This window comes from Pseudomonas sp. GW822-FHT04C11 (genome assembly GCF_058800905.1).
On record NZ_JBXAMS010000009.1, the window covers coordinates 37,547 to 51,007 of the forward strand.

The window sequence follows — 13,461 nt, forward strand, 5'->3', positions numbered from 1 at the left end:
CTGTAAAAAGATCGCAGCCTGCGGCAGCGCCTACAGATGAACGCACATTACTGTAGGAACTGCCGCAGGCTGCGATCTTTTCTTTATAGGCGCCGCCAATTCGGCCGGCGCCCATTAGCGCGATTAGATCCCTTGCGGAGTCTCTTCGCCGCCCAGCGCCTCAACCAGCGCCGGGAGGAAGTCGCCGAAGGTCAGCATCATCAGCGTGAAGCTGGCGTCCAGCTGGCCCAGTGCTTCATCACCACCGTCCTGTTCTGCCTGATCCTGCAGCAGATCTTCAAACTTCAGGCGCTTGACCACCATCTTGTCGTCGAGGACGAACGACAGTTTGTCTTGCCAGGCCAGGGACAGCTGAGTGACCACTTTACCGGTGCTCAGGTGCAACTGGATTTCTTCGCTGGTCAGGTCCTGACGCTTGCAACGGACGATGCCGCCGTCTTCGTGGGTATCGCGCAGTTCGCACTCATCCAGTACGAAGAAGTCGTCAGCGGCTTTCTGGGTGGTGACCCACTCAGTCATGGTCGCGGTCGGGGACATTTTTACAGTCAACGGACGTACCGGCAGCGTGCCGATCACTTCACGCAGCGTGGAAAGCAGGTCTTCGGCGCGTTTCGGGCTGGCGGAGTTGACCAGGATCAGCCCCTGTTTCGGTGCGATGGCGGCAAAGGTCGACGAGCGACGGATAAAGGCGCGCGGCAGGAACGCCTGGATGATTTCATCCTTGATCTGATCACGCTCCTTCTTATAGACCTTGCGCATTTGCTCGGCTTCGATCTCTTCGACCTTTTCCTTGACTGCGTCGCGCACGACGCTGCCTGGCAGAATGCGTTCTTCCTTGCGTGCGGCGATCAGCAGGAAGTCTCCGCTGACATGTACCAGAGGGGCATCTTCGCCTTTGCCAAACGGCGCGACGAAACCGTAGGTGGTCAACTCCTGGCTTGCACATGGGCGCGCCAGCTTGGTGGCCAGTGCAGTTTCCAACGCCTCAGCATCAAAAGGCAGATCTTGGGTCAGGCGATAGATAAGCAGGTTCTTGAACCACATGGGGTGAGTCTCTCCTTTATACAAAGGGGGGCATTATTCTCCGCGCAGCGTCATAGGCCAACCCTCAGCTAAGCCTTTGGAAGGCCTGAAAAAATTATTTTAAAAAGTGCTTGCCAGAGGTGGGGCTGCTCCGTAGAATGCGCGCCACACCGAACGTGAAGGGTGATTAGCTCAGCTGGGAGAGCGTCTGCCTTACAAGCAGAATGTCGGCGGTTCGATCCCGTCATCACCCACCATTCGCATTCAGTGTTACGCGCAGCGGTAGTTCAGTCGGTTAGAATACCGGCCTGTCACGCCGGGGGTCGCGGGTTCGAGTCCCGTCCGCTGCGCCATATTCGGTAATCTGGAACGCTGAACGCCAGGTCACCACGGAAAGCCCGCTAACGCGGGCTTTTTGTTGTAAGAGTTCCATGCGATGTGTACTGTTTCATTGAAATTCAGCTTTTTTAATATTTTTCTTAATTAAATCAGCACGTTATGAATTTTTGTGGCACAATGCGCCCCGCAACGAAGGTAAAGGGTGATTAGCTCAGCTGGGAGAGCGTCTGCCTTACAAGCAGAATGTCGGCGGTTCGATCCCGTCATCACCCACCACTTACTTTCAACGCTACGCGCAGCGGTAGTTCAGTCGGTTAGAATACCGGCCTGTCACGCCGGGGGTCGCGGGTTCGAGTCCCGTCCGCTGCGCCATATTCGGTAACCTGGAACACTGAACGCCAGGTCACCACAGAAAGCCCGCTTAATGCGGGCTTTTTGCTGTCTGGGGTTTTATCAAGTCATGGTCCCCGATAAAAAAGCGACCCTTGGTCGCTTTTTTCGTTTGTGGGTTACTACTGCTCGGCATTGCGCGCGTGCCGGTAATCACTGACCGCTTCGTACACCGCTTTACGTAGCCGATTGATACCGCCGATAGGGCGATGAGCTTCCAGGCCAAACCAGGGGTTGAAGGACTGGTTATCGCATTGCAGGTTCAGTGCTGGCGTGTCGAAGTCCTGGGCGGGGATCCGGATCCGCGCCACGGTTTCGAACGGCGCATCGCTTTCACGCCATTCGATGCTGGTGTCCTCGATCGGCATATACCTGGTCGGGTCCTGGCGCTGGATCTGCAAGACAAAACACGCGGCTACCCGGTCCGTCGACAGCTGTTGATTCAGCGCACTGCGCAAAAAGTTTGGCAGCGCTTGATTTTGCGCAGGGAGGGTGTAGTCGGGGCAGCTGCCAGGGTCTGGCGCAACGCGGAACTTGGCATTGGCCGTACCGAATTTATACGGCGAGACGGAAAAATAAGTGCTCTGGGTCGGACTGGCCGGGGCTGACGCCAGGGTCGCCAAGGCAATGAACAGGTGACGAACCTGCCAGCTGCGCGGATCCCAACTCGGAAAGAACGCCATGACTTGCTTGCCATCAGCTTGGGCTGCGACGTTTTGACGGTACTCGGCGACATTGCTGACGAAGAAGTTCGGATGGTTGAACATCACGAAGTCCTGCTCACTACGGTTCTGCTGATCCTTGAGTAGCTGTGTTCCCGGTACATCAAGCAATTTGATCGCCATGCCTCGGGCATCGCGAACGCTATCGAATTGCGGATAGGCGTTACCGTTGGACAGTCGCAAGATGGCTTGCCAGGTCTTGCCGGCCTCGCTAAAGACACCTTGACGCAGTTCAGGCGTGAGGTCGGCCAGCACTTGAACCTCGGCCTTTACGCAGCCATGCGCCTTGGCGTGGGCATCGCGCAGGAAACGAGCGTTTTCGCGGTGCTGGTCGACGATGCGCACGGCAGTCTGGATGATGTCCCGCGTCATTGCCGCTTCACCCGCCGGAATCTGTTCTTTGGCAGAGACCGGACCGCTGTGATGCCAGGCGAACCAGGCTGTCGCCACCGCCCAGGCCAGCAAACCGAGCCCCAACAGGAGCAGCAGGGTCTTGCCGAGCAATACGCCGATGCGCAGCCAAAGTGTGATCAACATGCATGAATCCTTTTTGCTGCGGTGATGGTCATGGTAGTTGCGACTCCAAAGGCCCGCCGAGCACCTTCAGGTATTCCACCAGCGCCCAGCGCTCTTGGGGTTGCAGCAGTCGGCCGATGACCCCGTTGCCTCGTTCGCCTGGACGAAATTCGTGACCGCTGTTGTGGTTGCCGGTGATTCGCGTGTCGAACTCAAAACCGTTGCTGAAGGCTTCAGTGCGATAACCCAGGTGCTGTGGGTCGTATTCGAACGTGCCTCTATAGAAGGTGGCTGCACGCTCATCCTGCGGCGAGAGCAGTTGGTAGATGTTCGGTACTGAACCGTTATGCAGGAACGGTGGCGTCGCCCAGACGCCCGCCAGCGGTCGTGCCTTGTAGGCACGTAGTTCACGAACGCCAATCGGCAGGCCGTATCCATCCATGTCGGGGCGCTCTTGAGGTGTGACGTTGGCGTCACGGTAAGCGCGGTTCTCGACGAAGGCAGTCACGTAGGCCAGACCTTTGGCAACCGAGAGTTTGCTCAGGTCCAGTGGCCCGGTAGGTGTCGGGTGCAGTTTGACGTCCAGTTTCGCCAGTTCGGCCACGTCCCATTTGAGCGGGCTCAGGTCAAAACGGTGGTCGGCGATGTTGTTGGCGGCCCCCGGGTCGGTACCAATGACGTCCACCGGCAACATTTTCAATTTCTGCTCAGGCCGACCATTGGTCACTGTCACGTTCGGTACATGGCAAGCGGCGCAGTTTTCGGCGAACAGCGTGCGGCCCTTGGCGGCCAGTGGTTTGTCGATGCTGCCGAGCAATGCTTCGGGCCAGGCCGGAGGTTTGAGTCGCTTCAGGGTTTCTTCGATCAGTTGCAGGTCGCGTACTCGCACGCTGGAAGGGTAGCGATCATCGCCCTTGAGCGGCTGGCCGGCGGCATCGAAGAAGTTCAGCGTCGCGCCGACGCCCAGGGCTTCGCCGATGTTGCGCGCCATGGGTTGCTGGGCTGAGCCGTTCCATTGCACCCAGTCGAAGCTCCAGATATCCCACAACTGCGGATAGTCCACCGGGGCATTGGCCACTCGGTAGTTATTCGGCGAAATAGCGTCGCCGAAACTGGCGTTGGCAATACGGCCGAAAGCGTCGGTACGGCCGGGGCCTTCTTCGGTGGGATAAAGGCCGCGGTGGGTGTCATTCCAGGCAGCGTGCAAGAAGGTATCCAGCGACGTTTTGAAGTCCTGGCGCAGTTGTGAGTGTTGGGCGTCATAGTCCTGACCCAGCACGTTGCGTGCAAAGCGTTCGAATTTCCAGGGGTTGTAGTAGGTCGAGGCGAGGCTTGCGACCAATGCCTGACCGAAACTGCCGCCGCGCAGAGTGGGGACACTGGAAGGCAATACGTGCTGTGCCGAGCCGCCGTCGATGCGCACCGCCTGGCCTTTAAAGCGCAGCTCGCCGGTGTGGCAGGCAGCGCAGGTAACATCCAGAAACTCTTCTTTACTGTCTGAATTCTGATGGCGGGCGAAACCGACGGGCAGGTTGCCGGGGTTGTTGGGTGTGGCTTTTTGGGCCGGATCTACCAAAAAACCAAAACGCGCCAGGTATTCGGGCGTGGCAAAGCGTTGCTCCGAGAATGGCAGTTCAAGTGCTGTGAACCAGTTGTAGCGCAGGCCTTTGACCTGTGTGCCCTGTGGTGTGAAGTAGTAGGTCTGGCGGTCGGCGGCGTCCCATTGCTCGAGGTAGTTCACCTGCTCGACTGGCGTATAGGCCGGTAGCTTCGGGTTGGCGACGTAATACAGGACCACCGCCAGAGCGACTGCCAGCAGGGTGATTATCAGCAACAGCACACGGATCAAGAGGCGCACGTTAAACATCCTTGTTGATTTATAGCCTTGTTATGCCTTAGCTCCAGGTGCGAGGCAAGTGGCCATTACGCCGGACGCTGTAGGAACCGGCGTTTATTGCGCTGAGAAGAAGCTGACAGAAGCTTCATGACCAGCGCTTGCAAAATGCGTTAAAAGACCTGAACTTATCGGAGCTTTCCTGCTCTCATGCCGGTAGCCATTGGTCGTGGCGGCCTGATAAGCTCGCGGCTTTATTCGATTGCCCTTTAGGCGCATGAACAAGGAAATAGCATGAAACAGCATCGGTTGGCGGCGGCGGTGGCCCTGGTTAGCCTGGTACTTGCGGGTTGTGACTCGCAGACCAGCGTCGAGCTGAAAACCCCGGCGCAAAAAGCTTCCTACGGTATTGGCCTGAACATGGGCAAGAGCCTGGCTCAGGAAGGCATGGATGACCTGGACTCCAAAGCGGTAGCCCAAGGCATCGAAGATGCCGTTGGCAAGAAAGAACAGAAACTGAAGGATGACGAACTGGTCGAAGCTTTCGCTGCGCTGCAAAAGCGCGCTGAAGAGCGTCTGGCCAAGATGAGCGAAGAGTCGGCAGCTGCCGGCAAGAAATTCCTCGAAGACAACGCGAAGAAGCCGGGTGTCGTTACCACGGCTTCGGGTCTGCAGTACGAAGTGGTCAAGAAAGCCGATGGCCCACAGCCTAAGCCGACTGACGTGGTGACTGTCCACTACACTGGCAAGCTGACCAACGGCACCGTATTCGACAGCTCCGTCGAGCGCGGCAGCCCGATTGATCTGCCGGTTAGCGGCGTGATCCCGGGTTGGGTTGAAGGTCTGCAACTGATGCACGTCGGCGAGAAGTACAAACTGTACATCCCTAGCGATCTGGCCTACGGTGCACAAAGCCCTAGCCCGGCAATCCCGGCCAACTCGGTGCTGGTATTCGACCTGGAACTGCTGGCGATCAAAGATCCGGCAAAACAAGACGCTGCCAAGTAATCAGCGTCTGTTATAAAAACAACGCCCCGTTCATGCGGGGCGTTGTTGCATCTGGCGTTCGGTGGTCGACAATTCAAGCGAACGGACGCGGTGGAGTGGAGTCACAGCATTGAGGGTGCCGCAGCTAAACGCTGTAGGTTGCCAAGTCAATGAAATATTGGGTTTTTTTATGTGAGTAAAAAACGCCCGATCTGAGCTTAGCCCTTGTAGGACGTGGCCTTCAGGCGTGAAAAGCGGCTCTGTTCACAAGGTTATCCACAATTTGTGTGGATAACATTTCAGCGGGAGAGATGATGAAAGCACCTTGGAACTTCGCTCGATTTTTACCCTTGGCGGGAAGGTTGCTCAGTCGTGGGCGATTACCGGCCCTGTTGTTTGCCGTAGCCAGAAAAGGGGCGAGCCAGGGTAACCGTTTGGGCAAGCTTAAAGATGACCTGAGATTGCTGCAGGCATTGTGCCTGGCGTACTGGCGCGGTGAGTATCGGGACATCAGTCGCAAATCGATGCTGATAGTGGTGGCGGGGCTGATGTACTTCCTCAGCCCGCTCGACGCGATCCCGGATTTTATCCCGGTATTTGGCATGCTCGATGACATCGCCGTGCTGGCCTGGGTCTTGAAAACCCTCGATGACGAACTGAACGCTTTCCGTGCCTGGCGCGACCGTCAGAGTCCAGAAAAGCTTGCGGTCGTGGAGCGCTTGCCTGATACGCCGGAGCAATTACAACTGCAAGGCCCGAAAAAAACCTGAGTTGAATCAGGTTCATCCACAGATTGATCGCCCCTCGCGACCTTATCGGCTGTTAGGATTACACTTCTAAGGAAAAGTGCTGACTCGCTAAGTGTTGTTGTCCTACGGGGTAGTCATGGATATTCAGATAATTGCACGTGATGGCGAACCCGAATATGCGGTTCTGCCGTGGGCTCAGTATCAAGCGTTATTGAAAGCAGCAGGCGTCACTGAACAACCACCGCGTGAAGCGACAGTCCGTCACGCGGCCACAGCAGACCAGGTTCTTCCAGGTCTGGATCAACTACGCAGTTTGCGCGAAGGGAAGGGCATCGCCATTGAGGCGCTAGCCCGCACGGTAGGCATCAGCCCGTCTTACCTGGCCTTGATCGAAAGTGGCGAGCGTCAACCTGACGCAGCGATTCGCCGCAGCCTGGCCTGGGAACTGACGGTGCCGGGATGGAGGGATGAATCGTGAGCGTACGCATCAGTCGTCAGCATTGGGACGGTTTAATCGGCGAGCTGGATCAGGCCCGTCGCCAGCGTCATCTTTTGACTTATCGCGCTTTGCTTGAGCGTTTGCAGTTGCCAAGCCCGGCCATGCAAACCCTGACTGCCGCGCTTGAGCACCTGGCAGCTCTGGATGCACGGGCCGAGCAGCCGCTGCGCAGCTCGCTGGTCATCAGCCAAGGCGCTAGCCGTCTGCCGCGCACCGGGTTCTTCGAATGCGTCGAGCGACTGGGGCGTTTCTCCGGGCCTTCCGATGGCGTGGCTGCCGCGTCCTGGCATGCGTCGGAAGTGGTACGGGTGTTTGAGTACGAATACCCCGAATCTGCGGAGGCCTGAATGCTCTGGCGACTCAAGGCCCGTGCCAGTTACTGGCTGGCACGCAGGCTGTTTCATTGGTCATGGTTTGTCCGCCAGCCTCGCGGCTGGAGCTGGCTTGAAGGCCAGTTCGCGCGCATGGCGAACCTTGGTGATGTTGGTGCGCAAAGCTTCTATGGCCACATCCTGACGTTCCGTGGCCAAGGTCTCGGCGCCCGTGAAGAAGGCGTACGTTTGTTGCGCCTTGCCGCATTGGCGGGGGACGCTAAAGCAGCCTATCAGGTTGGCGTGATCAGCCTTGCCGGAACACCGAGCAAGGCCCCTGACGCTGCGGAGGCGGCGCGTTGGTGGCAGATGGCGGCCAAAGCCGGACATCCGCTGGCCGAGATCAAGCTCAAGGAACTGGCGTCACGTGATGCTTGACGGCCACTCTCGCACCGGCTGATCCGGTTTGCCTGCGATCGCGGGTGAGCCACTTTCCTACAGGTGTTTGTAAAGTATTCGCCGATCAAGCAGTGCCCGTTCTGCTTGATTGAGCCATCCCCTTCGCTTTAACGAAATACCCTACATCATCCTCCGTTTGTCCTGACTTCATTCCCCGCGCAATCCCCGCACAGTCTCGCGTCCCACAGTGACCGCGCGAAGATTGAGAATGCTCGATCCAAAAAAACTGCAGGCCTTGAACACTGCCATTGGCCATCTGGTCATTGCTGCGCTGAACCCGAAAAGCCCGGACATTCAAGCCGTCTTCAACGACTTTCGGCACTGCCTCAGTGACTACGATTCCTGGGCCGAAAGTTTCTGGACGGGCGCAGCGCTGGATGTCGAGCAGGTGTTCAAGGTTGGCAACGACGTCAGCCTCAGTGCACCGAAAAACTCGACCACTCCGATCAGCGCCACCGTTGCGTCCTGTCCGGCCGGCGGATCGTTGACCCTGGTGCACATGTTCGAGGCGGCGCGTTTTGTGCCGATCGGCAATACCCCGGTGATGCTCGAAGCATTGATCGATGGGCCGGGAGGGGATGAGGTGGTCGGCGAGCCGGTCCACGCAGTTATCGGCCCTGGCGGCATCCTCGAAGTCCCCGAATGCTGGCGTGGCCAGCGGCACCGAATCACCTTTTACCCCAACGTCACTCAAGACCACGTCAAGGCACTCTACGCCTCTTATCAAACCACCATTACCGAGCTTGAGGACTGGCTGCAAAGCGAGTGGACGAACGAGTTTCAACCGTTGTGGGCGAGCTTTTCGCAAAGCGGTTTTATCGAGCGCTACAACGCGTTGCAGCAGGCTGATCAACGGGGTGTTGAAAGCGCCTTGCTCGACCTCTGGGACGATGTTCAGCAGCTCTATCAACTGCTGGCCGACCTGCAAGCCAACAGTGAAAAGCTCCTTGAGTACCTGACCCAGGCCGAGCTCGAAACTCTGCTCAACGCTTCCACAGAAGCGATTGCCAATGGTTTGCTGGTGCTCAGCGATGAACCGTTGCTGTTCATCTATCTGACGGCCGTCACCAGTTGGTTGCGGATGCTACCGCCGCAGTACGAAGCCGAAGTAATGGCCGAAATACGTACAGGCGTGTTGGTTGGATTGCTCCTGGCTTGCGTGACCGGACCGATGGGCGTTGGGGCCGGTGTGGGCGCCAAAGTGCTGGGGAAGATCAAGTCGCCGCGTGCTCGACAGTGGCTGGCAGCCTTGAGCATCCGACTGGCGCAAGTGTCGAGCAATCAGCGTTTCAGCAGTCATGCCGATGCGCTCAAGCCGCTGATGATGAGTGCCCGAAATGCGTCGCTGGCGCCAACACCCCGGGGGCCGCTGAAGATTACCCCCGGTGAAGCGTCGATCCTTTACGTGAAAAACCCTGCGGCCATCGCCCGCGACAAGTCTGGGCCCAAGACCAGCCTGAGCAAGCAGGAGCATCACGACAACGCCCCGGATCAGGCGAAAAACCCCAACGGCGACAGCGCCGATTCGGCAGATAAAACCGCCACCCACAACTGCCCGGTGTCGATGGTCACTGGCGAAGAACTGCTGACCCTCACCGATGGCGAGCTCGATGGTGTGCTGCCGTTCGCCTTCACCCGGTTGTACCGCACCAGCGCAGTCGAAATCGATAGCGGATTGGGCTTTGGCTGGAGCCACTCGTTGGCGCATCGCCTGGAAATCGACGGCGACAACGTCATCTGGATCGACCACGAAAACCGCCGCACACGATTTCCGAGACCGAGCGTCGAGCGTCCGGCGATCCACAACAGTTTGTCCCGTGCAGCGATTTATCTGGGTGACGACGTCGATGAACTGATCCTCGCTCAGGCCGGTGAGGCGACACGGTTCTACCATTTTCGTGACGGTAACCTCACGGCCATCAGCGACCCTTACAACAACCGCCTGCGTATCACCCGCGATCGCCAGGCGCGGATCAAACGTCTGGACAACGGCGCCGGTCGCGCCTTGCTGTTGTGTTACGACCGGCGACATCTGATCGCCGTCGACTATCAAGTCTATCGCGCGGCTGCGAGTGCCGATGAAGCCTGGCAGACCGAGCAAACGCTGGTCGCCTATCGCTATGACGACTGCCATCGGCTGATCGAAGCCATCAACGCCGCAGGCGAAAGCGAGCGTTACGACTACGACAATCAGGCGGTGATTCTCCAGCGGCAACTGGCTGGCGGCGCGAGTTTTTTCTGGGAATGGGAGCGCGAAGGCAAAGCCGCCCGATGCGTGCGGCACTGGGCGAGTTTTGCGCAGATGGACGCCCGTTATGCCTGGGACGATAACGGCAGCGTCACGCTGCACAACGCCGATGGCAGCCAAGAGGTTTACGTCCACGACCAGCAGGCGCGGCTGGTGCGCAAGGTCGAGGCGGGCGGGGCCGAACACCTCAATGCTTACGACGATAACGGTCAGTTGGTGGCCGAGAAAGATCCTCTCGGCGGTGTCACCCAATACACTTATGACGACGCCGGGCGGTTGCTGGCGGTCATTCCGCCAGAAGACGAACCGACTTACTACGAGTATCACAACGGTTTCGTTCGGGTGATGCGTCGGGGCAAGGCGCGTTGGAAGTACCAGCGAAACATCCAGGGTGATATCGCTGAGCAAATCGACCCTGATGGGCATGTCACCCATTACCAGTACGATGATCGAGGGCGACTGCTGTCGATCCGCTATCCGGATAACAGTTGTCACCTCCTTGTCTGGAACAGCCTCGGGCAACTGACCGAAGAGCTACTGCCGGACGGTGGCCGGCGGTATTTCGCTTACGACGCATTGGGCCGGCAAAGCCGTCGTCAGGATGCACAGGGTGCGGTCACCCAGTATCAATGGGACGTTCTCGGCCGGCTGATCCAGACCACTTTGCCTGGAGGTGTCACCCGCGCCTTCAGCTACAACGCCTACGGAAAACTCATCGCCGAACGCGATGAGTCGGGCCAGGTCACGCGCTACGAATACGCTGATGACCTGCATCTGGTCAGCCGTCGCATCAATGCCGACGGCAGCCAGTTGCACTATCGCTACGACAACGCGCGGTTGTTGCTCAGCGAAATTGAAAACGAGGTAGGCGAAAAGTATCAGTTGGCGTACGGCGCCAACGGACTGATCGAGCAAGAAACCGGTTTTGATGGTCGGCGCACCGCGTACCGCTATGACCTCAACGGCCATCTGCTGGAGAAAACCGAGTTCGGCGATGACGGCTCAACGCTGATCACCGCTTACCAGCGCGATGCGGCGGGGCGCTTGCTGGTCAAGACCTTGCCCGATGGCCAGAAGGTCGACTATCGCTACGACAGCCTTGGTCGTCTGGTCAGCATCGATGACGGTCGCGACCACCCGTTGGAGTTCGAGTACGACCAGCAAGACCGACTGATCACTGAGCATCAGGGTTGGGGCACCTTGCGTTATCGCTACAACGCTTGCGGTCAACTCGATCACCTGCGCCTGCCGGACAACAGCACACTCGACTACCACCACGCCAAGGGCGGCGCGCTCAGCGCTATCGACCTCAACGGCACGCGGCTGACCACGCACGTCTTTGACGCGGGACGCGAACAGCAACGCCAGCAGGGTCAACTGCTCAGTCGGTATCTCTACGATGAGCAGGGTCGATTGCACGCCCACGCGGTTTCTCATGCTGAGCAGCCACGCCATCGTCGCGATTACGCCTACAGCGCCAACGGCAACCTCGACTTCATTGCCGACAGTCGTCACGGCCAGCGCAACTATCACTACGATCCGCTGAACCGCCTGGTTCGCGTCCGCCACTCTCGCGATCCACAGCAGGAAAGCTTTGCCCATGACCCTGCCGGCAACCTGCAGATGCACGATCGCCCGGGCCTGGCGACGATCAAAGGCAACCGCCTGCTGCTGCAAGGCGACCGCCATTACGACTACGACACCTTCGGCAATCTGATCTTTGAGCGCCGCGGCACCGCGCAGAAACTCGTCACCGAATACCGCTACGACTGCCAGCACCGGTTGATCGGCATCACGCTGCCGGATGGCAAAACCGCCAGCTACCGCTATGACGTCTTCGGTCGGCGCATCGCCAAAACCGTTGGCGGCCGCACCACCGAGTTCTTCTGGCAGGGCGACAACCTCGTCGCCGAACGCGGCAAAGAACACTACCGCAGCTACCTCTACGAACCCGGCAGCTTCCGCCCCCTGGCCATGCTCGACGGCTTCGGTCCGCGCAAGGCCTGCCCGTTCTACTACCAACTCGACCACCTCGGTACCCCGCAGGAACTGACGGATTACGGTGGCGAGATCGTCTGGTCGGCGACCTACAAGGCCTACGGAAAACTCGCCAGCCTGAAGCACTTCGGTGAAGAACAGCTCGAGCAGCCGTTGCGCTTTCAGGGGCAGTATTTCGATGCTGAATCAGGCCTGCACTACAACCGGCATCGCTACTACAATCCGGACATTGGCCGCTACCTGACGCCGGATCCGAGCAAGCTGGCGGGTGGGTTAAACGGGTATCAGTACACCCCGAATCCGACGGGGTGGGTGGATCCGTTGGGGTTGTCATGCCGATGCCCTGGAGAGATAGAGGCGGATGGACCATTTAGCGAGATTGTTCCGGGTGGAGGTTTAGCGGCACATGAGGCTCAAGGAGGGCATCTTATTGCGAAGCATGTCGGTCGGACAGAGGTGCAGTTGCGAGACAGGCTCAATGCCGAGCCACATATACCAATAGCATCGACGTTTCCAAATAGGGCTGCTGCTGAGTCAACAGTTTTAAGTGTTATAGCTAAAAATGAGGAGATAATTGATGATTTTCTGAGCGGTAGAGCGCGCAAACTTGTTATTGCGCAGCAAATGCCAGTACCAATAGGCGTTGGAGTCGTTCGTCATAGTGGAAAACTCGAGCCTTTATCTATCGTCAAATTGATACTTCAGAGAGCGCCAAATTCGCCGACTGGGTACAATATATTAACGGGGTATGCAAGTGATCGATGATTCTTTTTCACAGCTTTATCAGTTCTTGGGAGCCTATTTTAATGAGGATTGGATGTGTGAGTATGAGGCGGCTGATGATGTTGTAAGGTCTTTTCTATCCGACTCTACCGTGGAGGCCATTTCAGGAGTGAAAAATGAAATTTCTACTCTGCTAGAGATGCATAAGTGTGAGCTTGAGTTAAGAGAGTTTCTGCTGAAAAATATGAGCTGCTGTTACTGCTACTGGCATGAATGGGAATCGGGGGAAGTGTGGTTGAATCATGTTGTTAGTATTCTTGGCGAGTGAGCGATATTTGATATGTAGATCTATCACTTGTCTTGAATAATGGGTGTGAACGTAAACTTTCCCAGCTGCACGATTTTTTTGGAGCGTACTTTCATCAAGATTGGACGCTTGAATATGAGGCTCCTGAGCAAGTGATTGATGCTTTTTTAGCCGATTCTGACCCCGGGGATCTAATGCTGGTGCGGCAAGAGCTCAATGCGCTGCTTAACCAGAAGAAGGATGAATTGGAATTAAGGGAGTACTTATTGAAAGAACTGAGCTGTTACTACTGCTACTGGAATGCGTGGGAGTCAGGTGAGTTATGGTTGAGGTATATTGCTAGTCGTATTAAGTGA

11 protein-coding genes and 4 tRNA genes are annotated in these 13,461 nt (G+C 57.5%); 12 read left to right on the plus strand and 3 right to left on the minus strand.

The window, feature by feature from the left end; genetic code table 11:
- Nucleotides 1-123 precede the first annotated feature (123 nt).
- Nucleotides 124-1,044 (minus strand): recombination-associated protein RdgC, encoded by a 921-nt coding sequence (gene rdgC, locus AC1RJ3_RS16385; protein ID WP_095147961.1) that lies wholly within the window; start codon nt 1,042-1,044, stop codon nt 124-126.
- Nucleotides 1,045-1,204: 160 nt separating this feature from the next.
- On the opposite strand from rdgC, the gene AC1RJ3_RS16390 reads away from it, so the two are divergent.
- From AC1RJ3_RS16390 to AC1RJ3_RS16405, 4 genes are all read left to right on the plus strand, one after another.
- Nucleotides 1,205-1,280, plus strand: a tRNA-Val gene (locus tag AC1RJ3_RS16390).
- A gap of 19 nt (nt 1,281-1,299) precedes the next feature.
- A tRNA-Asp gene (locus AC1RJ3_RS16395) sits at nt 1,300-1,376 on the plus strand.
- A gap of 186 nt (nt 1,377-1,562) precedes the next feature.
- Nucleotides 1,563-1,638 (plus strand) — tRNA-Val (locus AC1RJ3_RS16400).
- Nucleotides 1,639-1,657: 19 nt separating this feature from the next.
- A tRNA-Asp gene (locus AC1RJ3_RS16405) sits at nt 1,658-1,734 on the plus strand.
- Between the two features lie 140 nt (nt 1,735-1,874).
- On the opposite strand, the gene AC1RJ3_RS16410 is transcribed toward AC1RJ3_RS16405, so the two are convergent.
- On the minus strand, nt 1,875-3,011 hold the full coding sequence (locus AC1RJ3_RS16410; RefSeq protein WP_493079517.1) for a catalase family protein: 1,137 nt from the start codon (nt 3,009-3,011) through the stop codon (nt 1,875-1,877).
- Between the two features lie 28 nt (nt 3,012-3,039).
- The gene (locus AC1RJ3_RS16415) at nt 3,040-4,848 is read right to left on the minus strand and encodes a di-heme-cytochrome C peroxidase (RefSeq protein ID WP_493079518.1); all 1,809 of its coding nucleotides are present in this window, start codon (nt 4,846-4,848) and stop codon (nt 3,040-3,042) included.
- Between the two features lie 270 nt (nt 4,849-5,118).
- Between AC1RJ3_RS16415 and bamJ the strand changes: the two genes are divergently transcribed.
- The 8 genes from bamJ to AC1RJ3_RS16455 all read left to right on the plus strand — a co-directional run bounded on the left by bamJ (nt 5,119) and on the right by AC1RJ3_RS16455 (nt 13,461).
- Nucleotides 5,119-5,832, plus strand: a complete 714-nt coding sequence (gene bamJ, locus AC1RJ3_RS16420) for a BamJ family beta-barrel-assembly machinery protein (RefSeq protein WP_019693069.1) — start codon at nt 5,119-5,121, stop codon at nt 5,830-5,832.
- 293 nt (nt 5,833-6,125) lie between these two features.
- Nucleotides 6,126-6,581, plus strand: a complete 456-nt coding sequence (locus AC1RJ3_RS16425) for a YkvA family protein (RefSeq protein WP_054593530.1) — start codon at nt 6,126-6,128, stop codon at nt 6,579-6,581.
- Nucleotides 6,582-6,696: 115 nt separating this feature from the next.
- Complete coding sequence (locus AC1RJ3_RS16430; protein WP_071553958.1) at nt 6,697-7,038, plus strand: helix-turn-helix domain-containing protein; 342 nt, start codon at nt 6,697-6,699, stop codon at nt 7,036-7,038.
- Complete coding sequence (locus AC1RJ3_RS16435) at nt 7,035-7,406, plus strand: hypothetical protein (RefSeq protein WP_019693066.1); 372 nt, start codon at nt 7,035-7,037, stop codon at nt 7,404-7,406. Before AC1RJ3_RS16430 ends, AC1RJ3_RS16435 begins: the two co-directional genes overlap by 4 nt.
- Nucleotides 7,407-7,808 carry an SEL1-like repeat protein gene (locus AC1RJ3_RS16440; protein ID WP_054593529.1) on the plus strand — a complete coding sequence of 134 codons (402 nt, stop codon included), beginning with the start codon at nt 7,407-7,409 and terminating at the stop codon, nt 7,806-7,808.
- 229 nt (nt 7,809-8,037) lie between these two features.
- Complete coding sequence (locus AC1RJ3_RS16445) at nt 8,038-12,840, plus strand: RHS repeat-associated core domain-containing protein (RefSeq protein ID WP_493079519.1); 4,803 nt, start codon at nt 8,038-8,040, stop codon at nt 12,838-12,840.
- Nucleotides 12,830-13,126 (plus strand): contact-dependent growth inhibition system immunity protein, encoded by a 297-nt coding sequence (locus tag AC1RJ3_RS16450; RefSeq protein ID WP_103319937.1) that lies wholly within the window; start codon nt 12,830-12,832, stop codon nt 13,124-13,126. Before AC1RJ3_RS16445 ends, AC1RJ3_RS16450 begins: the two co-directional genes overlap by 11 nt.
- A 32-nt stretch (nt 13,127-13,158) precedes the next feature.
- Nucleotides 13,159-13,461, plus strand: coding sequence for a contact-dependent growth inhibition system immunity protein (locus AC1RJ3_RS16455; RefSeq protein ID WP_347927720.1), 303 nt, complete (start codon nt 13,159-13,161; stop codon nt 13,459-13,461).

Bases quoted from the DNA above. Each gene is read 5' to 3' on its own strand.
- rdgC (WP_095147961.1), bottom strand. From the start codon at position 1,044: ATGTGGTTCAAGAACCTGCTTATCTATCGCCTGACCCAAGATCTGCCT.
- AC1RJ3_RS16410 (WP_493079517.1), bottom strand. From the start codon at position 3,011: ATGTTGATCACACTTTGGCTGCGCATCGGCGTATTGCTCGGCAAGACC.
- bamJ (WP_019693069.1), top strand. From the start codon at position 5,119: ATGAAACAGCATCGGTTGGCGGCGGCGGTGGCCCTGGTTAGCCTGGTA.
- AC1RJ3_RS16425 (WP_054593530.1), top strand. From the start codon at position 6,126: ATGAAAGCACCTTGGAACTTCGCTCGATTTTTACCCTTGGCGGGAAGG.
- AC1RJ3_RS16430 (WP_071553958.1), top strand. From the start codon at position 6,697: ATGGATATTCAGATAATTGCACGTGATGGCGAACCCGAATATGCGGTT.
- AC1RJ3_RS16440 (WP_054593529.1), top strand. From the start codon at position 7,407: ATGCTCTGGCGACTCAAGGCCCGTGCCAGTTACTGGCTGGCACGCAGG.
- AC1RJ3_RS16445 (WP_493079519.1), top strand. From the start codon at position 8,038: ATGCTCGATCCAAAAAAACTGCAGGCCTTGAACACTGCCATTGGCCAT.